Consider the following 23,507-nt stretch of genomic DNA (forward strand, 5'->3'; position numbering starts at 1 on the left):
TTGCCGGTTTCACGAACCTCTGCCCGATCGATCGTTTCACGATCAGTGGTCCAGGATCTTGCCCAGGAAGTCCCGGGCCCGGTTGGACTTCGGCGCGGTGAAGAACTCGTCGGGCTCGGCGTCCTCGACGATGGTGCCGTCGGCCATGAACACCACCCGGTTCGACGCCCGGCGGGCGAAGCCCATCTCGTGCGTCACCACGATCATGGTCATGCCCTCGGTCGCCAGCGACGTCATCACCGACAGCACCTCGTTGACCATCTCGGGGTCCAGCGCGCTGGTGGGCTCGTCGAACAGCATGACCTTCGGGCCCATGGCGAGGGATCGGGCGATCGCGACGCGCTGCTGCTGACCGCCCGACAGCTGCGCCGGGTACTTGTCGGCCTGGTTGGCGACCCCGACCCGCTCCAGCAGTTCAATCGCCCTCAACCGTGCTTCTTCTCTGCCCTTACCGCGCACCTTTATCGGCGCGAGGGTGACGTTCTCGAGAATTGTCTTGTGCGCGAACAGATTGAACGACTGGAACACCATGCCCACCTCGGACCGCAGCGTGGCGAGCTTGCGGCCCTCCTCGGGCAGCAGCTCACCGTCGATGTGGATCGAGCCGGAGTCGATGGTCTCCAGTCGGTTGATGGTGCGGCACAGCGTCGACTTGCCCGAACCTGACGGTCCCAGCAGCACGACCACCTGGCCGCGGGGGACTTCGAGATTGATGTCTTTCAGTACATGCAGTGCACCGAAGTGCTTGTTGACCCCCTTGACCGAGATCATCGGAGTGGCAGGTGACGGCTCGCCGGTGACCATGCGCACAGAGACTACCCAGGTACGCCCGGGTGCGTGGATCTCTCACAGAAACCCGGAATGCCTTCGGCAAATTTGGTATAAAACGCGCCGCCCGTACGATTGGCACGTGATTTCGACAGCGACTCCGGACGTGGAAGCTGACGTCACGGAGTCTGCTACGGGTTCCGGGACGGGACGCACCTATCAGGTCCGCACCTACGGGTGCCAGATGAACGTCCACGACTCCGAACGGCTGGCCGGCCTCCTGGAAGACGCCGGATACCGGCGGGCCGACGAGGGTGCCGATGCCGACGTGGTGGTGTTCAACACCTGTGCGGTCCGGGAGAACGCCGACAACAAGCTCTACGGCAACATCAGCCACCTGGCGCCGCGCAAGGAAGCCGATCCGAACATGCAGATCGCTGTCGGCGGCTGCCTCGCGCAGAAGGACCGCGACACGGTGCTGAGCAAGGCGCCGTGGGTCGACGTCGTGTTCGGTACGCACAACATCGGCTCGCTGCCGGTGCTGCTGGAGCGGGCCCGGCACAACCGCGAAGCGCAGGTCGAGATCGTCGAGGCGCTGCAGGAATTCCCGTCGGCGCTGCCGGCGACGCGCGAATCCTCCTATGCCGCTTGGGTTTCGATCTCGGTAGGGTGCAACAACACCTGCACGTTCTGCATTGTGCCGTCGCTGCGCGGCAAGGAGGTCGACCGACGACCCGGCGACATCCTGGCCGAAGTCAAGTCGCTCGTGGACCAGGGTGTCCTCGAGATCACGCTGCTGGGCCAGAACGTCAACGCCTACGGCGTCTCCTTCGCTTCGGACGAGCGCTTGCGCGAGGACCCGACGGCCTGGGCCGAGCTGCTGCGTGAAGGCTCGGAGGGGCCGGCGATCGAGCGCGACCGCGGCGCGTTCGCCAAACTGTTGCGGGCCTGCGGCGAGATCGAGGGTCTGGAGCGGGTCCGCTTCACCTCGCCGCACCCCGCCGAGTTCACCGACGACGTCATCGAGGCCATGGCGGCCACCCCGAACGTCTGCCCGACGCTGCACATGCCGCTGCAGTCGGGATCCGACCGCATCCTCAAAGCGATGCGCCGCTCGTACCGCGCCGAGAAGTACCTCGGCATCATCGAGCGGGTACGCGCGGCGATCCCGCACGCGGCCATCACCACCGACATCATCGTCGGATTCCCGGGGGAGACCGAAGAGGACTTCCAGGCCACCCTCGACGTCGTCGAACGCGCCCGCTTCTCGAGCGCCTTCACCTTTCAGTACTCCAAGCGGCCCGGCACCCCGGCCGCCGAGCTGCCCGACCAGCTCCCCAAAGAGGTGGTGTCCGAGCGCTATATGCGGCTCATCGAGCTGCAGGAGCGCATCTCCTGGGAGGAGAACCTGGCCCAGGTCGGCCGTGAGGTCGAGTTGCTGGTGGCCACTGGCGAGGGCCGCAAAGATTCGGCCACCGAGAGAATGTCGGGCCGCGCCCGCGACGGCCGGCTGGTGCACTTCACCCCGGGCTTCGGCGACAATCGGGCTGCCGACATCCGGCCGGGCGACATCGTCACCACGACCGTCACCGGCGCCGCCCCGCACCACTTGATCGCCGACGCCCCCATCACGTCGCACCGTCGCACCCGCGCTGGTGACGCACATGCCGCGGGCCGCAAACCCACCACCGGCGTAGGGCTGGGCATGCCGCAGATCGGCGCGCCTCCCGTCACGCCCGTAGAGCAGGGATGTTCACGATGAACGACACCAAGCCCGGACAGCCGAACGGCGACTTCGAGCAGTTCAAGGGCGACATCGATGCCGCCGAGCAGCGCATCGCCCGTGAAATCGATCCCGGCGGCCGCGCCATGGTCGTCGCGATCTGCGTCTTCCTGATCCTGCTGTCGTTCGTGCTGCCGCACACCGGCAGCGTCAAGGGGTTCGACGTATTGATCGGCGATCAGATCGCCCTCGACGCGAAGATTCTGCTGCCGTCGCGGGTGTTCGTCTGGCTGATCCTGGTGTTCAGCGTCGGCTTCTCGATGCTGGCGCTGCTGACCCGCCTGTGGAGCCTGGCCTGGATCGCGCTGGCCGGCTCAGCCGTGTCCTGCTTCCTCGGCATGCTCGCGATCTGGTCGCGCAACACCGTGGTGCACCCATATCCGGGGCCGAGCTTCGGGCTGTACCTGGCGTGGCTGGCCGTCATCGTGCTGACGTTCCACTGGGCCCGAGTGGTGTGGTCGCGCACCGCAGTGCAGCTGGCCGCCGAGGCACAGCGCCGCGAGTCGATCGCCGAGCAGCAGAAGCGTGGGCTGCTCGACGGCCCGGACGAGCCCGGCGCGCCTACTTCTTGATTGCGGCGTCCGCCGCTACTTCTTGATCGCCGCCGATGCGGCGTCGGCCCACTCACGCCACTGCGCCGCACTGGCCCGCGCATTTTCGGCGTCCTTGGCCTTGCCCGCAGCCTCGGCCTTCTCCGCCTGACGCTCGAACTGCTCGGCCCGCTCACGGAACTGGTCGGCCCGGGCCTGCGCCTCCGGGTCAGTCCAGCCGCTCTGCGCGGCGTCGCGGATCTTCTTCTCGACGGCCCGCAGCCGGCGTTCCAGCTCGGCGGTGCGGTCGCGCGAAGCCTTGCCGATGGCGTCCCATTTGTCGCCGATGGCCCGGAACGCCGCCCGTGCCGCGTCGACGTCGCTGATGTCGATCTTCTCGGCCTCCACCAGCAGCTCCGCCTTCGCGTCGGCATTGGCGTTGAACTCGGCGTCCTTCTCGGCGTTGACCGCGTTGCGGGCGCTGAAGAACGTGTCCTGGGCGGCCTTGAACCGCTTCCACAGGGCGTCGTCGACGTCCTTGGCGGCGCGACCCGCGGCCTTCCACTCCGCCAGTAGATCGCGGAACGTCGAGGCGGTGGCGCCCCAGTCGGTCGAGCCCGACAGCGCCTCGGCGCGTTCACACAGCGCCTCCTTGGCCTGCCGCACGCCGACCCGCTCGCGATCCAGCTCGGCGAAGTGCGAGCCGCGACGCCGGTTGAACGCCTCACGGGCCGCCGAGTAGCGCTTCCACAACGCGTCGTCGACCTTGCGGTCCAGGCCGGTGATGGTGCGCCACTCGTCGAGGATCGCCCGCAAGCGGTCGCCGCTGGCCTTCCACTGCGTGGAGTTGGCGCCGATCTCCTCGGCCTCGGCGGCCAGGGCCTCCTTGCGGGCGGTCTGTGCGGCCCGGTGCTCGTCGCGCTTGGCCCGCTCCTCCTGCGCGCTGGCGCCGGCCTGCTCGACGATGGTCGTCAGCCGGGCGGTCAAGGCGTCGACGTCGCCGAGCACCGATGCGTCCGGCAGCGATTCCAGCAGCGTCGCGGCGGCGGACTTGATCTTGCGGGCGTCGCCGCTACCACTGCCGAGCCGGTGCTCCAGCAGCGCGACCTCGGTGCTCAGATCGTCGTACCGCCGGCCGAAGTGGGCATACGCGGCCTCGGCGTCGCCGGCCTGCCACGATGCGATCTTGCGTTCGCCGGCGGCGGTGATCAGCCACACCGTGCCGTCGTCGTCGACACGGCCGAACCGGTGCGGATCGCAGGAAACCGGCACGGGCACAGGCGCCGGGGGATGGTGCGGGGTGGGGCTGGGACGGGGGCCGGGGCGCGGCGGACCGGGCCGAGGAGTCGGTTTCGGGGTGTTGCCGGGTTCGGTGGTGGTCATCTCGTGCTCCTCATGCCCGCGCGCGGGGTGACCCACGCTTCTGCCGCGCGACGCGGCGCCGTCATCTGGTACTCGCACGCTATTCAAACAGGTCGACGCGCCGTGTGCGCAGGCGTTTGCCGGACTCGTTAGCGTGGACGCGTGCTCAGCGCCATCTCCATCGTCCCATCGGCCCCTGTTCTGGTGCCCGAACTGGCCTCCGGCGCCGCCGCGGAGCTGGCCGATCTGACGGCCGCAGTGCAGTCTGCGGCGCAGGTCCTGCCCTTGCGCTGGGTGGCGGTAGGTGTGGGTCCGCAGGACGCTCACGTGCGTTCTGAGGCGGTCGGCACCTTCGCGGGGTACGGCGCCGACGTCCGCGTGACGTTCGCGCCCACCGGGAGTGCAGGTCCGGGCCCCGTCCGAGAAATGCCGTTGTGCGCGTTGATCGCCGGTTGGCTGCGGGGCACGGCCAACCCCGAAGCCGCGGTCGAGGTGCGGGTCTATGCCGACGATCTGGCCCCGGAGGTGGCGGTGGAACGCGGCCGCGCGCTGCGTGACGAATTGGACGCTGCGCCCGATCCGGTGGGCGTGCTGGTGGTCGCCGACGGGGCGAACACCCTGACCACCGCGGCACCCGGCGGCTTCGACCCCGACTCGGTGGCGCGCCAAGCGCAGTGGGACGACGCCCTGGCTACCGGCGACGTCGCCACTCTCGCCGGGCTGTCCGGGGTCCTGGGCCGGGTTGGCTATCAAGTGCTGGCGGGGCTGGCCGGACCGGATCCGAAGGCGACCGAGCTGTACCGCGGCGCGCCGTACGGCGTCGGCTACTTCGTCGGTACCTGGATCCCGCAGTGAGGCCCATCGCGGTCGTCGGCCCCACCGGGACCGGAAAGTCGGCGCTGGCGCTGGACCTCGCCGAGCAGTTGGGCGGCGAGATCGTGAACGCTGACGCCATGCAGCTCTACCGCGGCATGGACATCGGCACCGCCAAGCTGACGGTGCCCGAGCGGCGCGGCATCGTGCACCACCAGCTCGACGTCCTCGAAGTCACCGACATCGCGACCGTCGCGAACTATCAGGCCGCCGCGGCGGCCGACATCGAGGCCATCGCCGCGCGCGGAGCCGTGCCGGTGATCGTCGGCGGTTCGATGATGTACATCCAGTCGCTGCTCGACGAGTGGTCGTTCCCGGCGACCGACGCACAGGTGCGGGCCCGCTGGGAGGACCGGCTGGCCGAGGTCGGCGTCACGGCCCTGCACGGCGAGTTGGCGCGGGTCGATCCGGAGGCCGCCGCGTCGATCCTCAACACCGACGGTCGGCGCATCGTCCGGGCGCTGGAGGTCGTCGAACTCACCGGCCAACCGTTCGCGGCGTCGGCGCCACAGATCGGCGCCCCCCGCTGGGACACGCTCATCGTCGGATTGGATTGGGACACAGAGATTCTCGACGACCGGCTACAGCGTCGCACGGATCTGATGTTCGCCACCGGGCTGGTCGACGAGGTGCGGACGCTGCAGGCGCGCGGTCTGCGGGACGGGGTGACGGCGGCCCGGGCCCTCGGTTATGCGCAGGTGCTCACCGCGCTGGACGCCGGTGGTGACGTGGCCGCGATGGCCGAGGCGAAGGAGCGGACATTCATCGGGACGCGCCGCTACGTCCGGCGGCAGCGCTCCTGGTTCCGGCGCGATCACCGGATCACCTGGCTGGCGGGCGACGCGGACGGTAACGCTGGTGACGTGGCTCGGCGGTGGCGCCACGTATCCTGAAGACGTGCGGTTTTCGAAAGGGCACGGCACCCAGAACGACTTCGTGGTGCTGCCCGATGTCGACGCCGAACTGAATCTGACCCCCTCGGTCATCGCTGCGCTGTGCGACCGGCGCCGTGGGCTGGGGGCCGACGGCGTCCTGCGGGTGACCAAGGCCGGAGCCGCCCAGAACGCCGGCGTCTTCGATCGACTTCCCGACGGGGTCGCCGCCGACGACTGGTACATGGACTACCGCAATGCCGACGGCTCCATCGCGCAGATGTGTGGCAACGGCGTCCGCGTCTTCGCGCACTACCTGCGTGCGTCCGGGCTGGAGTTCCGTGACGAGTTCGTGGTCGGCTCGCTCGCCGGGCCGCGGCCGGTGGTGCTGCACGGCGCCGATGCGGTCAACGCCGAGGTCACCGTCGAGATGGGCAAGGCGCGGTCGTTCGGGCCGGGTAAGGCCGTCATCGCCGGTCGCACCTTCGAGGGGCTGGCGGTCGACGTCGGCAACCCGCACCTGGCCTGCGTTGACGCGTCGCTGAACATGGCCGGGCTGACGGCGCTGGATGTCGCGGCGCCGGTGTCTTTCGACGCCGACCAGTTCCCCGAGGGCGTCAACGTCGAGGTGCTCACCGCGCCCGCCAACGGCGTCGTGGCGATGCGGGTGCACGAGCGCGGGGTGGGTGAAACCCGCTCCTGCGGAACCGGAACCGTCGCTGCCACGTTGGCAGCACTGAACCACATCGGCGCGGACACCGGCAGCCTGCGGGTGGTGATTCCAGGTGGCGAGGTCAATGTGACCATCACCGAGAACACCAGCTTCCTGCGCGGGCCGTCGGTGCTGTTGGCGCACGGTGAACTGGCCGCCGAGTGGTGGCATGAGAACGAAGGAAATTCAGATGCGGCCCGCTGACTTTGCGGGCACCATCGATAACTACCTATGACCTCTCCTTTCAATCCCGACAACACCCCTAGCGTCGGTGAACTCGCGCTCGAAGATCGTGCGGCACTGCGCCGCGTTGCCGGTCTGTCGACCGAACTCGCCGACATCTCCGAAGTCGAATACCGCCAACTGCGCCTCGAACGCGTGGTGCTGGTCGGCGTGTGGACCGACGGCACCTCGGCCGACGCCGACAACAGCCTGGCCGAGTTGGCCGCCCTGGCCGAGACCGCGGGCTCGGAGGTGCTCGAAGGCCTGATCCAGCGCCGCGACAAGCCCGACGCCTCGACCTACATCGGCTCCGGCAAGGCCCAGGAGCTCCGCGAGATCGTGCTCGCGACGGGCGCCGACACCGTCATCTGCGACGGTGAACTGAGCCCCGCACAGCTGAACTCGCTGGAAAAGGTGGTGAAGGTCAAGGTCATCGACCGCACCGCGCTGATCCTCGACATCTTCGCCCAGCACGCCACAAGTCGTGAGGGCAAGGCCCAGGTGTCGCTGGCCCAGATGGAGTACATGCTGCCGCGGCTGCGCGGCTGGGGTGAGTCGATGTCCCGGCAGGCCGGTGGTCGCGCCGGCGGCGCCGGCGGCGGCGTGGGTACCCGTGGCCCCGGTGAAACCAAGATCGAGACCGACCGGCGACGGATCCGCGAGCGCATGGCGAAGTTGCGCCGCGAGATCAAGGACATGAAGAAGATTCGCGACACCCAGCGGCACAGTCGCCGGGCCAGCGACGCCCCGTCGGTGGCGATCGTCGGCTACACCAACGCCGGCAAGTCCAGCCTGCTCAACGCCCTCACCGGCGCCGGGGTACTGGTGCAGAACGCCCTGTTCGCCACCCTCGAACCCACTACGCGCCGAGGCCAATTGGACGACGGCCGGCCCTTCACCCTGACCGACACCGTCGGGTTCGTGCGGCACCTGCCGACCCAGTTGGTCGAGGCGTTCCGCTCGACGCTGGAAGAGGTCGTCGACGCCGACCTGCTGGTGCACGTGGTCGACGGCTCCGATGCCGACCCGCTGGCGCAGATCAACGCGGTGCGCAAGGTCGTCGGCGAGGTCGTGGCCGAGTACGACGTCGCCGCACCACGAGAGTTGTTGGTGGTCAACAAGATCGACGCCGCCGGTGATCTGGCGCTGGCGCACCTACGGCGCGCGTTGCCCGACGCGGTGTTCGTCTCGGCCCATACCGGTGAGGGGCTGGACCGGTTGCGGATGCGTATGTGCGAACTGATCGAGCCGACCGACGCCGCCGTCGACGTGACCATTCCCTACGACAGGGGCGACCTCGTGGCCCGAGTGCACGCCGAGGGTCGCGTCGAGGTGGCCGAGCACACCGCCGACGGCACCCGGATCAAGGGCTGGGTACCGATGGCGCTGGCCGCCAGCCTCGGCGAGTTCGTCACCGCCTGAGTCAGGCGGCAGCCTTGGCCGGCTGGTCCGCTTTCTCTGCGGCCGGCTTCACGGGCTTGGGGGTCTTGGGCGTCTTGTCCTTCTTCGGCTTCTTGGCGTTGTCGGTGGCCTTGTCATCGGCGCCGGTCTGACCGTCCTTGGCCGGGCCCTGCTTGGTGGTCGGATCGGTGCCGGGCTTGGGGTCCTGCTTGGGGTCGGTTGTGGTCTTGGTGTCGGTGGTCTTGGTGTCGGTGGTCTTGGTGTCGGTGGTCTTGGTGTCGGTGGTCTTGGTGTCGGTGGTCTTGGTGTCGGTGGTCTTGGTGTCGGTGGTCTTGGTGTCGGTGGTCTTGGTGTCGGTGGTCTTGGTGTCGGTGGTCTTGGTGTCGGTGGTCTTCGTGGCCGTGGCCGTGGCGTCCGGGGTCTTGGTGCCGCTGTCCTTCGGGACGGTGCCCTTGGGATCGGGCGTCGTCGACAGCTTCGAGGTCGTGACGGGCGCGAGCTTGCTGTCGCCGGTCGGGGTGGCGGACACCGCCTTCGGCGCGCTCGACCCGGTCAGGGCCGCGACCGTCGTCGGTGCCGGGGCCGGGGTGGTCGCGGCGATCGGAAGCTGCACCTTGCCGCCGGTGATGTCGCTGATCGCGGCCTTGACGCCCTCGCCTGCGGCGTTGATCAGGTCCACCGTGAGCGTGATCGGGTTGATCAGCGGGATCAACCGGAACGGCGCCGGGACGCCCGGACTCAGGCTGCGGTCGTAGCCGGTGTCGATGAGGACGCGCAGTACCGGGGAGACCAGGTCGACCAACGGCTGGATGATGAAGCTGGTGTGGGTGAAGCCGCCGAACTCCAGGAACGGCCGGACCAGGGGCAGCGTCTTGGTCGGGATGGTGATGTAGGTGGTGTCGCCGTACACGGTCTGGTTCTTCGGGTCCGTGAGGGCTGCGTTCAGCTCTGCCGGGGTGTATTGGAGGTCGGGAATCTCGCCGACATCGCTCTTGGCGTTCGGTGCCAGGTAGGTGCCGTGGGTGTACCAGAAACCGGCGATGGCGTTGAGGTCGGCGAGCAGGTTGATGGGGTACAGCGGGAAGTCGGAGACGCCGTCGTACTGGAACGCGATGTCGGTGGTCTTGATACCGGTGTTGGTCGGCGCCGGCAGGCCGAACGTGGCGTCCAGGATCGGCACCGTGCCCAGGAATGCCAGGCGTTCGAACAGGCCGCCGTTGGGCCGGTTGGTGTTGCCGATCATCACGAAGGACAACGCCGCCTTCTGGGCGTCGGTCAGGCCGGACAGGGTGGACTTCTCCCGGCTCACGATGTTGCCGCCCTGCGAGTAACCGAAGACGACGACGGGGTTGGCGGTCGTCGCCGTCGGGAGCGCAGCCATCAGTGCGGTATCGAGGTTGGCGATGCCCTCACCAGTCGAGACGTTCCACTTGGCGCCGGACAGACCGCCCCAGCCGGCGAACGGGAACGGCCAGAACTGCGCGGGGTAGTTGATACCGGTCAGCGTGCAGTTGTTGGCCTGCGTGCACAGCGGGTTGAACGGGGCGATGTAGTAGTTGTCCGCGTTCTCCTTGTAGCCGGCCACGATGTTGGCGTTCGGCGTGCCGGTGCCCGGGACGATCAGCGCGGTCGCGGCCAGCGTGAACGCGGCCGTGACCATCGACACCACCCCGAGCAGAACGGTGCTCAGCACCGTCAGCATCACGGCCACGACTGCGGGAATGGTGCGTCCGAAAGCGCGCATCGCCTCGCCCCCCTTTCGACTTCGCCGACCCTGATAATCGGCACCGTTTCGCATCGTCGCACTGAGACCGGACCGGTACCCGGTGTTTGCCGAAAATTTGTCGGGCGTGTCGATTTTTCGGTCCGCCCGTGTCGGGTGACGGTGGGTGAAATCACACCGTCGCGATACTGCTTGCGGGGCAAGGTCTTTCGCGGATCCGGCGGCCGGATCGGCGGTGATGGTCAGCGACGGGCACGGTTCGGCACTAAGCTTCGAACCAACATCGGTTGCGCACTCCTGCCAGGACGTGTCTGCCGATCACGTCGTGGAACGGCTGAGAGCCGTCAGTTCCCTCTGCACCAGCATTTCTCGCGGCGACCGATACTGCCGCCGGCATTGTCGACCCACCGTGCCGGAAAGGCTGTGTCCCTTCATGTCTACAGAACTATCGTCTTCGTTCGCTGAGCTCGGCGTCCCCGAGGCGCTCGTCACCTCGCTCGCCGGCCGCGGTATCGCCGCGCCGTTCCCGATCCAGGTCAGCACCCTGCCCGACACCCTGGCGGGCCGGGACGTGCTCGGCCGCGGCCGCACGGGCAGCGGCAAGACCTTGGCCTTCTCCATTCCCCTGGTGGTCCGGCTGGCCGGCGCGTCGCGACGCCCGTCGCGCCCCACGGGTCTGGTGCTGGCACCGACTCGTGAGCTGGCCACCCAGATCGCCGCCACCGTCGAACCCCTGGCCACCGCCGTCGGCCTGAAGGTCACCACGATCTTCGGTGGGGTGTCGCAGAACCGCCAGGTCGATGCGCTGCGCGGCGGCGTGGACATCGTCATCGCCTGCCCGGGCCGCCTCGAGGATCTGATGAAGCAGAAGCTCGTCAGCCTGGACGCCGTCCAGGTCACCGTGCTCGACGAGGCCGACCACATGGCCGACCTCGGCTTCCTGCCGGGCGTCACCCGCATCCTGGCGGCGACCCCCGCCGGCGGGCAGCGCATGTTGTTCTCCGCGACCCTGGACAACGGCGTCGACAAGCTGGTCCGCCGCTTCCTGTCCAACCCGATCACGCACTCGGTCGACGAGATCGACGCACCGCCGCCGGCCATGACCCACCACGTGTTCCACGTCTCCGGTGCTGCGGAGAAGAACGCCCTGGTGCACCGGCTGGCGTCCGGCACCGGCCGCCGCATCCTGTTCATGCGCACCAAGCATCAGGCTCGTAAGCTGGCCCGCCAGCTCACCGAGGCCGGCGTGCCGTCGGTCGACCTGCACGGAAACCTGTCGCAGCCGGCCCGCGACCGCAACCTCGCGGCGTTCAGCACCGGCGAGGCACGCGTGCTCGTCGCCACCGACATCGCGGCGCGTGGTGTGCACGTCGATGAGGTCGAGCTGGTGGTCCACGTGGACCCGCCGGCCGAACACAAGGCGTACCTGCACCGTTCGGGACGCACCGCCCGCGCCGGCAGCGCCGGCGACGTCGTCACCGTGGTCCTGCCGGAGCAGCGCAAGGATGCCCAGCAATTGCTGCGCAAGGCCGGTATCACGGCCCGGCCGCAGGAAGTCGTCGCCGACTCGGCGCCGGTGCAGGCGCTGGTCGGCGAGATCGCGCCGTACCGGGCTCCCGCATCCAAGGAAGCTCCCGCCCCGCGCGGCGGCAACCGCCCGGCCAAGACGGCGACCGCGGGTCAGGCACAGCGCCGCCGTCGGCGTTCGGGTGGTCAGCAGGCCCCCGGGCGTGCGCAGTCGGGTCGTTCTCAGCCGGGGCGCGCCCAGTCCCGGTAGTCGCAATCCGGCGACGCGCCGGATGTGGGCCCCCTCACAACCAACCGCCCGGTTGGGATAAGTTGTTGCAAACTTATCCAGTACCGGAGGTCTCGCATGGGTGTCATCAAGTACGACCGCACGTTGTTCGAACCCGAGCACGAGCTGTTCCGGGAGTCGTACCGGGCATTCCTGGACCGGCATGCCGAGCCCTACCGCGAGGAATGGGAGAAGGCCAAGATCGTCGACCGCGAGGTCTGGCGCGAGGCCGGTAAGCAGGGCTTTCTGGGTATGGCGGTGCCGGAGGAGTACGGCGGCGGCGGTAACCCGGACTTCCGCTACAACGTCATCGTCAGCGAGGAGACCGCGGCCGGACGGCACAGTGGTCTGGGCTTCACGCTGCAGAACGATGTCATCGCGCCGTATCTGCTCGAACTCACCAACGAGGAGCAGAAGCGCCGCTGGCTACCCGGGTTCTGCAGTGGCGAACTGATCGGTGCCATCGCCATGACCGAGCCCGGCACCGGTAGTGACCTGCAGGGCATCAAGACCCGCGCGGTAAAGGACGGCGACCACTACGTCCTCAATGGCTCGAAGACGTTCATCACCAACGGTATTCACGCGGACCTCGTGATCGTCGTCGCGCAGACCGATCCGGACAAGGGCGCGCAGGGCTTCAGCCTGCTGGTGGTCGAGCGCGGCATGGAGGGTTTCGAACGCGGCCGTCATCTCGACAAGATCGGTCTCGACGCGCAGGACACCGCGGAATTGTCGTTCACCGATGTCAGAGTCCCGGCCGAGAACCTGCTCGGGGTCGAGGGCATGGGATTCGTCTATCTGATGCAGAACCTGCCCCAAGAGCGCATTTCCATCGCCGTGATGGCCGCCGCAGCTATGGAGGCCGTTCTGGAATCGACATTGCAATACGCGAAGGAGCGTAAAGCGTTCGGCAAGCCGATCGGCAGCTTCCAGAACAGTCGATTCGTGTTGGCCGAACTGGCGACAGAGGCCACCGCGGTGCGAATCATGGTCGACGAGTTCATTCGTCTGCATCTCGATCGAAAGCTGACAATCGACCAGGCCGCGATGGCCAAATGGTATTCGACAGAGGCGCAGGTTCGCCTGGTCGACCGGTGCCTGCAGCTGCACGGCGGCTACGGCTATATGCGCGAATATCCCATTGCGCGGGCATTCCTGGACTCGCGGATCCAGACCATCTACGGCGGCACCACCGAGATCATGAAGGAGATCATCGGCCGCGGATTGGGCGTTTAACTAATTGCCCACGCGAATTTATTCGCATATCCAACCGCGACACACTGGAGCGTTACTGCCGGATATCCCGCACGATGGGCATGAACTGAAGCAAAGTTGACAGAATCCTCTCAATCAAGAGAGTTTGTCTGACGGAATTTGTATCCGGAGTTTTGCCAACCGCGGGAGGAATTCGATGACCGGGCTGCGAACCCGTGGCGGACGGGCTGGTATCGGTGCCCTTTCGGTCGCGGTGGCATTGCTCATGGCTCCGACGGCGATCGCGACACCGGAAAGTGACGCCGCCGACGCGGCGATCTCGCATACCTGGGACGCCGCCGGCGGTGACACGGGTGAGTTGGGTGCGAAAGACGGTGACGTCTACCAGGTCGGCGCGGGCTATGCGCAGAACTTCGCGAGCGGAAAGATCTATTTCACCGAGAACACCGGCGCACACCTGATCTACGGCCCGATTCTCGACAAATATCAGGGTCTCGGCGGTGCCGCCGACAGCGACCTCGGCTTCCCGACCATCGACGAAGGCGCCGGGAAGGCGGCCGAGAGCCGGAACAGCACGTTCAGCGCGGCCGACAAGCCGGTCATCTTCTGGACGCCGGACAACGGCGCGTGGGTCGTGCGCGGTGCCATCAACGCTGCCTGGGACAAGCTCGGGGGGTCGGCGGGCACTCTCGGCGTACCGACCGCCGACGAGTCCTGGAAGGGCGACGTCGTCTCTCAGCCCTTCACCGGCGGTGAGGTGAGCTGGAACTCCAAGACCAAGGCGTTCAGCACGACACCCGCTGACCTGGCAGGCCAGCTGACCGGGCTCGACGTGCCGGGCGACGCGACGACGGCTATCGCCGCGGCCCGCCGGGCAGCCGGTGGGCCGCAGGGGCCCCTCGGCGACGCGCAGGGTGCCCAGTACAAGGTCGGCGACGGCGTGGCGCAGAACTTTGCCGGCGGCACCATCTTCTACTCGGCCGCCACCGGTGCCCATGCCGTCACGGGCGACGTGCTGGCCAAGTACCGCGCGGCCGGTGGGCCGCAAGGTGACCTCGGATTCCCGGCGAGCAACGAGACCGACGGCGGCATCTCGCCGACCAGCCGGGTCGCCACCTTCGCCGCGGCCGACAATCCGACCATCTTTTGGACCCCCGACCACGGCGCATTCGTCGTCCGTGGCGCGATGAACGCCGCGTGGGCCAAGCTCGGCGGCGCCACCGGCAAGCTCGGCGCGCCGACCGGGGACCAGACGGTCAATGGCGACGTCATCAGCCAGAAGTTCACGGGTGGGTCGATCTCGTGGAACAAGTCGAGCCACGAGTTCAGTACCGAGCCGGCGGACCTGGCGTCGCAGTTGAGCGGTCTGCAGGTCCCCAGTGTCGACCTCCCGGGCGGAGTGAACGCGCAGCCCGAGGAGTCCGGCAAGTGGTACCAGTTCCACTGGTGGTGGCTGCTGGCGATCATCCCGCTGTTGCTGGTGGTGTCGGGCATCGTGATCGCGGCGCTGCTGCGGCGCCGGCGGCGGGCCGGCCAGGATGTTTTCGACGAGCACGATACGTACGACTACGACGACCACGACGACCACGATTTCGGTGACGGGGAGTACGGCGACCCGCAGTATGCGGACGACGGCGGCGACACCGAGTACGCCGCCGACTTCGCGCCCGAGACCGAGCATTTCGACGCTCCGCGCGGCGGGCCCGAATTCCAGAGCAACCCGGACGTCATCGACACCGCGCCGACGGTGTACCCCGATTTCACGGCCGAGCAACCTGCAGACGAGGGTGAGTCGACGGCACAGGCCGAAGCCGAGGCCCAGCCCGTGGACGCTGCCGAGCCGGCCGAGCCCGCTGAGTCCGAGCCGGACGCTCACGAGCCCGCCGACGAACCGACGGCATCGGTGCAACTTCCCGAGGCCCTGCGCCGCGGGAGCGCGGCGGCGGGCCTGACCGCGGCTGGGCTGGCAGGGTTCGCGGGCCTGCGGCCTCGAGACTCCGGCGACCGTGTGTGGGTCGCGCCGGCCGCCGCGGACGCCGGGGCCCCGAACGCTGACGTGCACGCGCCCGAGGAGCAGGTCGTCGATGCTGCGCCGGCCCAGGTCCCGGCGAGCGAACCACCGAGCGAACCGACGGCCGAGCCGCGCGCGGACGCCACGCCGGCAGAGGACACTGTGACGGCAGAGGACACTGTGACGGCCGGTCCGGCCAGTGGCAGGCACCATGCCTTGGGCGCGGAGGAGCCCGAGACCGCGCAGATGTCGTTCCGCGTGGCGACCGGCGCGGAGCCGCCTGCCGGCTACGTCATCAAGGCCAACACGAAGTCGGGTCTGTACTGGGTGCCGGGTGCGCTCGGATACGACGACGCTGACGTCGAAATCTGGTTTGCCAGTGAGGAATTCGCGGTCACCAACGGATTCGTCCGAGGCTGACCCCGCCGACGGCTGAGCCCCGCTGCGAGCGACTGCAGCGGGGCTCGACTATTGGTCTGGCAGGCGTCAGATCTTGCGGATGACGGTCACGACCTTGCCGAGGATGACCGCGTCGTTGCCCGGGATCGGGTCGAACGCCGGGTTGTGCGGCATGAGCCACACCTGGCCCTTGGTGCGCTTGAAGGTCTTCACCGTGGCTTCACCGTCGATCATCGCCGCGACGATGTCCCCGTTGTCGGCCACATTCTGCTGGCGCACGACGACCCAGTCGCCGTCGCAGATCGCCGCGTCGATCATGGATTCGCCGACCACCTTCAGCAGGAACAACGAGCCCTCGCCCACGAGCTCGCGGGGGAGCGGGAAGACGTCTTCGACGGCTTGCTCGGCGAGGATCGGACCGCCCGCGGCGATCCGGCCGAGCACCGGGACGAAAGTCGGCTCGGGCAGGGTGTCCGAACCCGCCACGTCGGTGGTGATGGCGGCGCCGGTCGAGTCGTCCGCGCCCCGGACGTCCACGGCTCGTGGGCGGTTCGGATCGCGGCGCAGATAGCCCTTCTTCTCCAGCGTGCGCAGCTGGTGGGCCACCGATGAGGTGGAGGTCAGGCCGACGGCATCGCCGATCTCGCGGATGCTGGGTGGGTAGCCGCGCGTCGTCACCGAGGTGCGGATGACGTCGAGGATGGTCCGCTGACGTTCTGTGAGGCTGCTGGCCCGGCCACCCGACTGGGTTTCGGGGGTGCGATCGGTGCGGTCCGGGGTATCGGTGCTGTCGCTCATGTGAACGAATCTAGCCCAGTGCACACGATTGATCAAACATGTGTTCGAGATCGGGCGGATCGGCGTGTCGCGGCCGCCTCCCGCTGGTGACGTGGCGAAAGCGGGGGGCGAATCGGCGGAACGGAACTTGTCGGTGGGTCGTCGTATCGTTCGCAACAGTTCGATCACATGTTCTACCGTTCGAACATTTGGGCGATATAGTCGAACACAAGAGCGATCGAACCTATGTACGAACTCAGGAGAGGAACCGACATGACCGTCATCACCCGCGAGTACCCCACCGACGTCGTCGTCCGCACCGTGCCTCGGCGTGCAGACGTGAATCGTCACCGCCAGGCCCGGCTGCGGCCGGCCGGTTCCCGTCCCTCGGGTGCGGCGTTCCAGCATCGGGGCACGGGCGTGCTGAGCTCCCGTGCCTCGCACCGGCGCAACCCGGTCACGCCCTTGACCACGGTGCTGCTGGCTCTCGTCGCCGCGGGCATCACGGTGTGGCTGGGCCTGGTCGCGCAGTTCGGAGAGTCTGTTCAGCCGACCGCGTCGACCGCATCCGTACCCGCGCAGCTGGCGGTGGTCCGGGTGCAGACCGGGGAGTCGATTCAGCAGGTCGCCCGGCGCGTGGCGCCCGACGCACCCGTCAGCGCCGTCGTCGACCGCATCAAGGAGCTCAACAAGCTGCCATCGGTGGCCCTGGACGCCGGGCAGACGCTGATCGCTCCGGTCGGCTGAGGACAGCCCGTGCGCACCTTGATCGGCACGGCGCCCGGCCGGGTCCGAGCGGCACGGGTAGGCTCGAGACCGTTCGAAACGGTCGATTGTCGGTGCGGCGAAGGAGCGGTGATGCACTGTCCGTTCTGCCGGCATCCGAACTCGCGCGTGGTCGATTCGCGCGAAGCTGACGAAGGCCAGGCGATTCGTCGTCGCCGGTCATGCCCGGAATGTGGCCGCCGGTTCACCACGGTGGAGACCGCTGTGGTCGCGGTGGTCAAACGAAGCGGCGTCACCGAACCGTTCAGTCGGGACAAGGTGATCAAGGGCGTACGGCGCGCGTGCCAGGGTCGGCAGGTCGACGACGACGCCCTGAACCAGTTGGCCCAGAAGGTCGAAGATGCGGTGCGGGCCACCGGTTCTCCCGAAGTGCCGAGCCATGAGGTCGGATTGGCGATCCTCGGTCCTCTGCGTGATCTCGATGAGGTCGCCTATCTGCGATTCGCCTCGGTGTATCGCTCGTTCTCGTCCGCCGAGGACTTCGAACGCGAAATCGAGGCGTTGCGAGCACACCGCGGCGTGACGTCGCCCGGCTGACCGCCGTTAGGTCGCGCTGCGTTCGTCGGTCTCCATCGCGTCGAGAACCGCGAACTTCGTATCGTGCGGGGCGTCGATCGACTTCGCGGTGACGCCGGTCTGCAGGAGTCCGCGCAGGGCATCACGGTCGTATACCGACGGCGCGGTCGTGTCGATGAATTCCTCGATGAGCTTCACGAATCGATCGGGGTCGTCATGAAATGGGAAATGTCCCGAGTTGTCGAAGAACTCGAGCCGGGAACCCGGCATCGCGGCATGTGCCAGTTCTCCATGGGCGGCCGGGATCACGGCATCCTGGGTGCCCCAAACCAACTGCACCGGAATGGCTTCCGTCAAATAACATCGGTCCAGCATGGTGACCACCTGGCCGCGCCAGTCGACCACCGCACGCAGGGTCCGGGCGAAGGCAGACGAGGCCTTGGGCTCGGGCAGGTCGTTGAGGATCCGCAGCATGTTCGGCAGGTCGTGCCCCAGACCGGTCGACCCGAGCAGCGCGCCGCCGAGACGCCCGGCGAGCTGAAGCGCGGGCAGCACCAACGGGATTCGCAACAGCGCCAGCGCTTCGGTGCCCAACGGCAGCGCCGCAAGCCGCAATGCGATGTTCACGTCGCGCGTCACGCCGCCGGCACCGACCAGCACCAGGCGCTCGACCAACTGCGGGAACTGATAGGCGAATTGCATGGCCACGCCACCGCCCAGCGAATGGCCGACGACCGTCACCCGTTCGATGTCCAGCACGCTGAGCAGGTCGCGCATGCCGTTGGCGTACGCCGCCACCGAGTAGTCGGCGCGCGGCTTGTCGGACTGACCGTGGCCCAGCAGGTCGGGGGCGATGACGGTGAAGCGCTGGGCGAGGCGTGTCTGCACGGTTTCCCAGGTCGTGGAGTTGTCGCCGATGCCGTGGATCAGCAGGATCGCCGGACCCGAGCCGGCCACCCGATAGGCCCGCCGGTAACCGTGGATGGTCCGGTATTCCAGGCGGGGTGTCACGTCACGGACAGAATGCAGGGTGGGCTTTCCGTCGGGCATCGTCCCAGCTCCTTCCCATCGTGTCGGCGAGGCCGACCACGTGGGTCAGTCGCCGTCGGTGCCGTCGTCGCCGGGGTGGGAATCGGGGAAACCGTCGCCGGACTGTTCGGCGAGGAACTGTTCGAACTGTGCGCCGAGTTCGTCGCCGCTGGGTAGTTCCTCGTCACGTGCCAGCAACGACCGATTCTCCTGAGCAGCGACGAACGAATCGTACTGTTGTTCCAGTGCAGTGACCACTTGAGCGACTTCGGAGCTGGCCTCCACCTGCTCACTGATCTTCGTGTACACCTCGGCGCCCGCCTCGGACAGTGCGTGCAGCGGAATCTGCAGCGACGCGATCCGGGAGACTTCGCCGAGCAGGGCCTCGGCGGCCGGCGGATAGGCGGTCTGCGCCAGGTAGTGCGGCACGTGCACGGTGAAGCCCAGCGCTTCGTGGCCGTGCTGGATCATCCGGTACTCCAACAGGTTCGACACACTGGCCGGAACCTGGACCTCGCCCACCCACGGTGTGTGGTCCGCGATCAGTTCCTTGTTGCCGGCATGCGCGGTCATGGTGACGGGCCGGGTGTGCGGCACCGCCATCGGGATGGCACCGAGTCCGATGACCTGCCGGACGCCGAGCCGCTCGGACAACAGCCGCACCGCCGTGATGAAGCGCTCCCAGCGCAGGTCCGGTTCCATGCCGGCGAGCAGCAGGAACGGCGTCCCGGCAGTGTCGTGCAGTGCGTACAGGTTCAGCTCGGGATCGTCGTACTTGGTGAAGTGATCGGTGGTGAACGTCATCAGCGGCCGGCGCGACCGGTAGTCCAGCAGTTCGTCGATGGCGAACGAGGCGACCAATTCGGTGTCGAGCGTGTTCTTCAGGTGCTCGGCGGCCAGGCGGATGGCGTGGCCGGCATCGGAGAAGCCTTCGAGGGCATGGACCATCACCGGGCCCCGGCCGTCGGCGGCCGACAACTGGGGCGCGGGGAACTCCAGCTCGTACATGCCGCTCTGCTCGGGCTGGTACTGCTGGCCCTGACGGTCGCCGGGCCGCTGGTCGCTCGCGTCGGGCGCCTGCCCGTCTTGCTCGCTCACCTTCACACTCCTTGCCGTACTGCCTCGCCCACGTCTCGCCGTGGGATGCGTCTCCTACAAGTGTCCCGCATTCTTACCTTGTTGCCCGTGCCACCCCGCAGTACGCCATGGTGCACCAGGTGCTGCTCCGACAGTGGGTATCGGGCAAGATCGGACAGATGGTGGGCACCCGACTGGTCGTGAGCGCGTTCGTCGCGCTGCTGGCCACTGCATGCAGCCCACCGTCGATCAAGGCCGATCCCCGTGCCGGCGACGTGGGGATGGTCGCGCCGGGTCCGGCTGGGGTCCCGGGGCCGCGCCCGGACCCTCGCGTCGGAGCGGTGTTCCTCGGCAGCGATTCCGTACACACCTGCAGTGGCGCGGTGCTCGATTCGCTGGCCGGGAACCTGATCATCACGGCCGCGCACTGCCTGGATGCGTCGTACGAAGCGACGTTCGCGCCCGGCTACCGCGGCGGCGTCCCGGCGGACTTCTGGCACATCGACGCGGTGTATCTCGACCCGCGGTGGGTGCGACGGCAGGACCCGGCCGCGGACTTCGCGATCGCCCGGGTCAGCCACGGCGGCACCGCCACGACCGACACGTTGGAGCATCGCACGGGCGGCGGCTTCGTCCTCGGCGTGGCACCGGGCCAGGACGTTCCGATCACGGTGACGGGATACCCGCTCGGTGACGGCGGGGTCCAGATCAGCTGCAGCGGCCCGACATCACGTCCGGACCGCGGGTTCCCGGCGTTGCGCTGTCCCGGGTTGGTGGACGGGACCAGCGGCTCGCCGTGGGTGTCGGCGGCCGAGGTGAGGGGAGTGGTCGGCGGCCTGCAGGGCGGTGGCTGCAGCAGCAACGAGCTGTCGTACTCATCGCCGTTCGACGTGCAGGTCCAGGTGCTGTTTCAGCGGGCACAGGAAGGCGGCCCCGCCGATCAGGCCAGCGGTGCCCCAGATGACGGCTGCAGCACCTAGCTCTTGAACTGGTTCAGTGCCCGCAGCTTGTTCATCACGTCGAGCGCGGCGACCTTGTAGGCCTCGGAGAAGGTCGGGTAGTTGAAGACCGCGTCGACCAGGTACTCGACGGTCCCGCCGCAGCCCATGACGGCCTGGCCGATGTGGACCAGTTCGGTGGCGTTGGAACCGAAGATGTGCACGCCGAGCAGGGTGAGGTCCTCGGTGGACACCAGCAGTTTCAGCATGCCGTAGGAGTCGCCGGCGATCTGCCCACGGGCCAGCTCCCGATAGCGGGATACGCCGACCTCGTAGGGGATCGAGCTGTCGGTGAGGTCGACCTCGGTGGCGCCGACGTACGACACCTCGGGAATGGAGTAGATGCCGATCGGTTGCAGGTCGGTCATGCCCTTACACGGTTCGCCGAAGGCGTGGTAGGCCGCCAGTCGACCCTGGTCCATCGAGGTCGCGGCAAGCGCGGGGAACCCGATGACATCACCCACGGCATAGATGTGGTCGACCTTCGTCTGGTAGTTGTCGTCGACGAAAATCCTTCCCCGGCTGTCGATTTCGAGGCCTGCCTGGCCGACGTCGAGGTGTTCGGTCTGTCCCTGCCGGCCTGCCGAGTACATGACGGTCTCGGCCGGGATCTGCTTGCCACTGGCCAGCGTCGTGAGGGTGCCGGAGGGACCGACGTCCACAGCGGTCACCTCCTCGCCGAAGCGGAAGGTCACCGCGAGATCCCGCAGGTGGAACTTCAGGGACTCGATGATCTCGGAATCGCAGAAGTCCAGCATCGTCGGACGTTTCTCGATGACGGTCACCTTGGTCCCGAGCGCGGCGAACATGGACGCGTACTCGATGCCGATCACTCCGGCGCCCACCACGACCATCGACTGCGGCAGGCTCTTGAGGTCCAGGATGCCGTCGGAGTCCAGGACACGCTCTTCGTCGAACGTCACGCCGGGCGGGTGAGCCGGCGTGGTACCGGTCGCGATGACGATGTAGCGCGCCGTGATGCTGATGTTCTCGTCGCGCGTGGGGTCTTCGATGACCAGGGTGCGCGGATCCACGAAGCGGCCGTGGCCTTCGAACAGCTCGACCCCGTTGCGCAGCAGCTGGTTGCGGACCACGTCTTGTTCCCGGCCGATGACGTGGGTGGTACGGCGCAGCAGGTCGGCCGGCGTGATTCGTTCCTTGACGCGGTAGCTGGATCCGTACAGCTCGCGCTGGCTCATCCCGGTGAGGTAGACGACCGCCTCACGCAGCGTCTTGGACGGGATGGTCCCGGTATTGACGCAGACGCCGCCGAGCATGCGCCCGCGTTCGATGACCGCGACAGATTTTCCCAGCTTGGCGGCCGCAATAGCAGCCTTCTGCCCACCTGGGCCGGACCCGATGACAACGAGGTCGAACTCCTGCATGGAACCCATGACAGCCAGGTTGGCACGGTGCGCGCGATCACGCAGCCCGATCATCGGCGAACTTTGCGGAAACACCTCGGGCGGGCCGGTTATCCACAGATCCGAGTTCATCCACAGCGCGCTCCGCCGGCCGCATCGCCCGGCGATTCCTGACGGACCGCGCTGCCACGTTCTGAACATGACAACTTTCAGCTCATTCGATTTCCAACTGAACCGGCCCGGCGCTCTGATCGCTGCGGTCCCCGCTGTTCTGGGCTTTGCGCCGGAGCAATCATTGGTGCTCGTCACCGTCATCGGCGGCGAGATGGGCGCGGTGTTGAGGGTGGATCTGTCCGAAGGATTCTGGGGCGCCTTGCCCGCCGCGCTCGGACATCTCTCCGGCATGGCCGCCGCGGCGGATGCGGATGCGGCCGTCGCGGTAATCGTGGACGAGGCGAGCGTCGACTGTCCGATGTGCGCCGACCTCTACCGCGAAGTGAGCCACGAACTCGACGAGGCGTTGTCCGATCAGGGCATCGAGCTGTTCGCCGTCCACGTCGTCGACCGGGTGGCTGTCGGTGGCCGGTGGTACTGCGCCGACGGTTGCGGGAACGCGGGCGTGGTCGAGGATCCGGAGTCGTCACCCGTCACCATGGCCGCGGTGCTCGACGGCAGGCGCCTCTATGCCCGGCGCGCGGACCTCGTCGACGTCGTCGCGGTCACCGATCCGCAGCGTGCTGAAGCGCTCCGGTCGGCTATCGAAAAACATGCTGCGCCAGTGGATTACCCGGGCCGCACAGATTCCGAGGTGCGCGCCGACGTCGAGCATGCCGTGGCCTGCGCCAGCGGTGCGCCCGACGGGTCACCGTTGACCGATGACGACGCGGTGCGCCTGGCCTGCGCGGTGGCGGACTCGCGGGTGCGGGACACGCTGTATGCCTTGGCGGTAGGGGAGAACGCCGCGTCTGCCGAGTCGGTGTGGGCGACGCTGACACGCATGTTGCCCGCGCCGTGGCGCGTCGAGGCGCTGGTGTTGCTGGCGTTCAGTGCCTACGCCCGCGGTGACGGCCCGCTCGCGGGGGTCGCGCTGCAGGCGGCGCTGGACGTCGACAGCGGGCACCGGATGGCCGGCATGCTCGATATGGCGTTGCAGTCCGGCATGCGCCCGGACCGGATCCGGGAACTGGCGCTCACCGGGTACAAGCTGGCGGAGCGGCTCGGCGTGCAGATGCCTCCGCGCAAGATCTTCGGCAGGTCGGCGTGACGGGTCGAGGCGAGCGAGCGGAACTTTGTG

20 protein-coding genes are annotated in these 23,507 nt (G+C 68.0%); 13 read left to right on the plus strand and 7 right to left on the minus strand.

Translation table 11 applies throughout. The features are described from left to right. Positions 1-42 precede the first annotated feature (42 nt). Positions 43-771 (minus strand): amino acid ABC transporter ATP-binding protein, encoded by a 729-nt coding sequence (locus tag ACX12F_RS11875; RefSeq protein WP_459370321.1) that lies wholly within the window; start codon positions 769-771, stop codon positions 43-45. A gap of 163 nt (positions 772-934) precedes the next feature. Here ACX12F_RS11875 and miaB point away from each other — a divergent pair, with 163 nt between their 5' ends. After that, positions 935-2,530 carry a tRNA (N6-isopentenyl adenosine(37)-C2)-methylthiotransferase MiaB gene (miaB, locus tag ACX12F_RS11880; protein ID WP_459370322.1) on the plus strand — a complete coding sequence of 532 codons (1,596 nt, stop codon included), beginning with the start codon at positions 935-937 and terminating at the stop codon, positions 2,528-2,530. Beyond that, complete coding sequence (locus tag ACX12F_RS11885) at positions 2,518-3,123, plus strand: Rv2732c family membrane protein (RefSeq protein ID WP_459369746.1); 606 nt, start codon at positions 2,518-2,520, stop codon at positions 3,121-3,123. Before miaB ends, ACX12F_RS11885 begins: the two co-directional genes overlap by 13 nt. Positions 3,124-3,138: 15 nt before the next feature. Here the strand turns inward: ACX12F_RS11885 and ACX12F_RS11890 are convergent, their stop codons facing one another. Next, entirely contained in the window at positions 3,139-4,464 is a 1,326-nt protein-coding gene (locus ACX12F_RS11890; RefSeq protein ID WP_459369747.1) for a DUF349 domain-containing protein, read from the minus strand. A 141-nt stretch (positions 4,465-4,605) separates the two neighbouring features. Here ACX12F_RS11890 and ACX12F_RS11895 point away from each other — a divergent pair, with 141 nt between their 5' ends. From ACX12F_RS11895 to hflX, 4 genes are read left to right on the plus strand one after another with little or no spacing between them, the layout of a single operon-like run. After that, a complete protein-coding gene (locus ACX12F_RS11895; protein ID WP_459369748.1) occupies positions 4,606-5,298 on the plus strand; it encodes a class III extradiol ring-cleavage dioxygenase family protein in 693 nt (230 codons plus the stop codon). Then, on the plus strand, positions 5,295-6,209 hold the full coding sequence (miaA, locus tag ACX12F_RS11900; RefSeq protein WP_459369749.1) for a tRNA (adenosine(37)-N6)-dimethylallyltransferase MiaA: 915 nt from the start codon (positions 5,295-5,297) through the stop codon (positions 6,207-6,209). The genes ACX12F_RS11895 and miaA overlap by 4 nt, the downstream gene beginning before the upstream one ends. A gap of 4 nt (positions 6,210-6,213) precedes the next feature. Beyond that, the gene (dapF, locus tag ACX12F_RS11905) at positions 6,214-7,104 is read left to right on the plus strand and encodes a diaminopimelate epimerase (protein ID WP_459369750.1); all 891 of its coding nucleotides are present in this window, start codon (positions 6,214-6,216) and stop codon (positions 7,102-7,104) included. Positions 7,105-7,131: 27 nt separating this feature from the next. Next, a complete protein-coding gene (gene hflX / locus ACX12F_RS11910; RefSeq protein WP_459369751.1) occupies positions 7,132-8,544 on the plus strand; it encodes a GTPase HflX in 1,413 nt (470 codons plus the stop codon). Position 8,545: 1 nt separating this feature from the next. On the opposite strand, the gene ACX12F_RS11915 is transcribed toward hflX, so the two are convergent. Then, the gene (locus tag ACX12F_RS11915) at positions 8,546-10,267 is read right to left on the minus strand and encodes a PE-PPE domain-containing protein (protein WP_459369752.1); all 1,722 of its coding nucleotides are present in this window, start codon (positions 10,265-10,267) and stop codon (positions 8,546-8,548) included. Positions 10,268-10,679: 412 nt separating this feature from the next. On the opposite strand from ACX12F_RS11915, the gene ACX12F_RS11920 reads away from it, so the two are divergent. The 3 genes from ACX12F_RS11920 (at position 10,680) to ACX12F_RS11930 (ending at position 15,687) form a co-directional block, all read left to right on the plus strand. Further along, positions 10,680-12,023 (plus strand): DEAD/DEAH box helicase, encoded by a 1,344-nt coding sequence (locus tag ACX12F_RS11920; protein ID WP_459369753.1) that lies wholly within the window; start codon positions 10,680-10,682, stop codon positions 12,021-12,023. 96 nt (positions 12,024-12,119) lie between these two features. After that, the gene (locus ACX12F_RS11925; RefSeq protein WP_459369754.1) at positions 12,120-13,277 is read left to right on the plus strand and encodes an acyl-CoA dehydrogenase family protein; all 1,158 of its coding nucleotides are present in this window, start codon (positions 12,120-12,122) and stop codon (positions 13,275-13,277) included. A gap of 175 nt (positions 13,278-13,452) precedes the next feature. Next, entirely contained in the window at positions 13,453-15,687 is a 2,235-nt protein-coding gene (locus tag ACX12F_RS11930; protein ID WP_459369755.1) for an LGFP repeat-containing protein, read from the plus strand. A gap of 66 nt (positions 15,688-15,753) precedes the next feature. Here ACX12F_RS11930 and lexA read toward each other — a convergent pair whose 3' ends face one another. Beyond that, positions 15,754-16,464 (minus strand): transcriptional repressor LexA, encoded by a 711-nt coding sequence (gene lexA / locus ACX12F_RS11935; protein ID WP_459369756.1) that lies wholly within the window; start codon positions 16,462-16,464, stop codon positions 15,754-15,756. 252 nt (positions 16,465-16,716) lie between these two features. On the opposite strand from lexA, the gene ACX12F_RS11940 reads away from it, so the two are divergent. Next, positions 16,717-17,190 carry a LysM peptidoglycan-binding domain-containing protein gene (locus tag ACX12F_RS11940; RefSeq protein WP_459369757.1) on the plus strand — a complete coding sequence of 158 codons (474 nt, stop codon included), beginning with the start codon at positions 16,717-16,719 and terminating at the stop codon, positions 17,188-17,190. A gap of 111 nt (positions 17,191-17,301) precedes the next feature. Continuing rightward, positions 17,302-17,766: a transcriptional regulator NrdR gene (gene nrdR / locus ACX12F_RS11945; RefSeq protein ID WP_043393836.1), complete on the plus strand. Its 465-nt coding sequence runs from the start codon at positions 17,302-17,304 to the stop codon at positions 17,764-17,766. Between the two features lie 6 nt (positions 17,767-17,772). On the opposite strand, the gene ACX12F_RS11950 is transcribed toward nrdR, so the two are convergent. After that, positions 17,773-18,795 carry an alpha/beta fold hydrolase gene (locus ACX12F_RS11950; protein WP_459369758.1) on the minus strand — a complete coding sequence of 341 codons (1,023 nt, stop codon included), beginning with the start codon at positions 18,793-18,795 and terminating at the stop codon, positions 17,773-17,775. 45 nt (positions 18,796-18,840) lie between these two features. Continuing rightward, entirely contained in the window at positions 18,841-19,782 is a 942-nt protein-coding gene (locus ACX12F_RS11955) for a proteasome assembly chaperone family protein (protein ID WP_459370323.1), read from the minus strand. Positions 19,783-19,991: 209 nt separating this feature from the next. On the opposite strand from ACX12F_RS11955, the gene ACX12F_RS11960 reads away from it, so the two are divergent. Next, a complete protein-coding gene (locus tag ACX12F_RS11960; RefSeq protein ID WP_459369759.1) occupies positions 19,992-20,831 on the plus strand; it encodes a trypsin-like serine peptidase in 840 nt (279 codons plus the stop codon). Here ACX12F_RS11960 and sthA read toward each other — a convergent pair. Beyond that, positions 20,828-22,234: a Si-specific NAD(P)(+) transhydrogenase gene (sthA, locus tag ACX12F_RS11965; RefSeq protein ID WP_459370324.1), complete on the minus strand. Its 1,407-nt coding sequence runs from the start codon at positions 22,232-22,234 to the stop codon at positions 20,828-20,830. The genes ACX12F_RS11960 and sthA overlap by 4 nt on opposite strands. 178 nt (positions 22,235-22,412) lie before the next feature. Between sthA and ACX12F_RS11970 the strand changes: the two genes are divergently transcribed. Next, positions 22,413-23,477 (plus strand): DUF4192 domain-containing protein, encoded by a 1,065-nt coding sequence (locus ACX12F_RS11970; RefSeq protein WP_459369760.1) that lies wholly within the window; start codon positions 22,413-22,415, stop codon positions 23,475-23,477. Positions 23,478-23,507: the final 30 nt, after the last annotated feature.

The sequence above is a fragment of the Mycolicibacterium sp. HS_4_1 genome, from assembly GCF_054515875.1.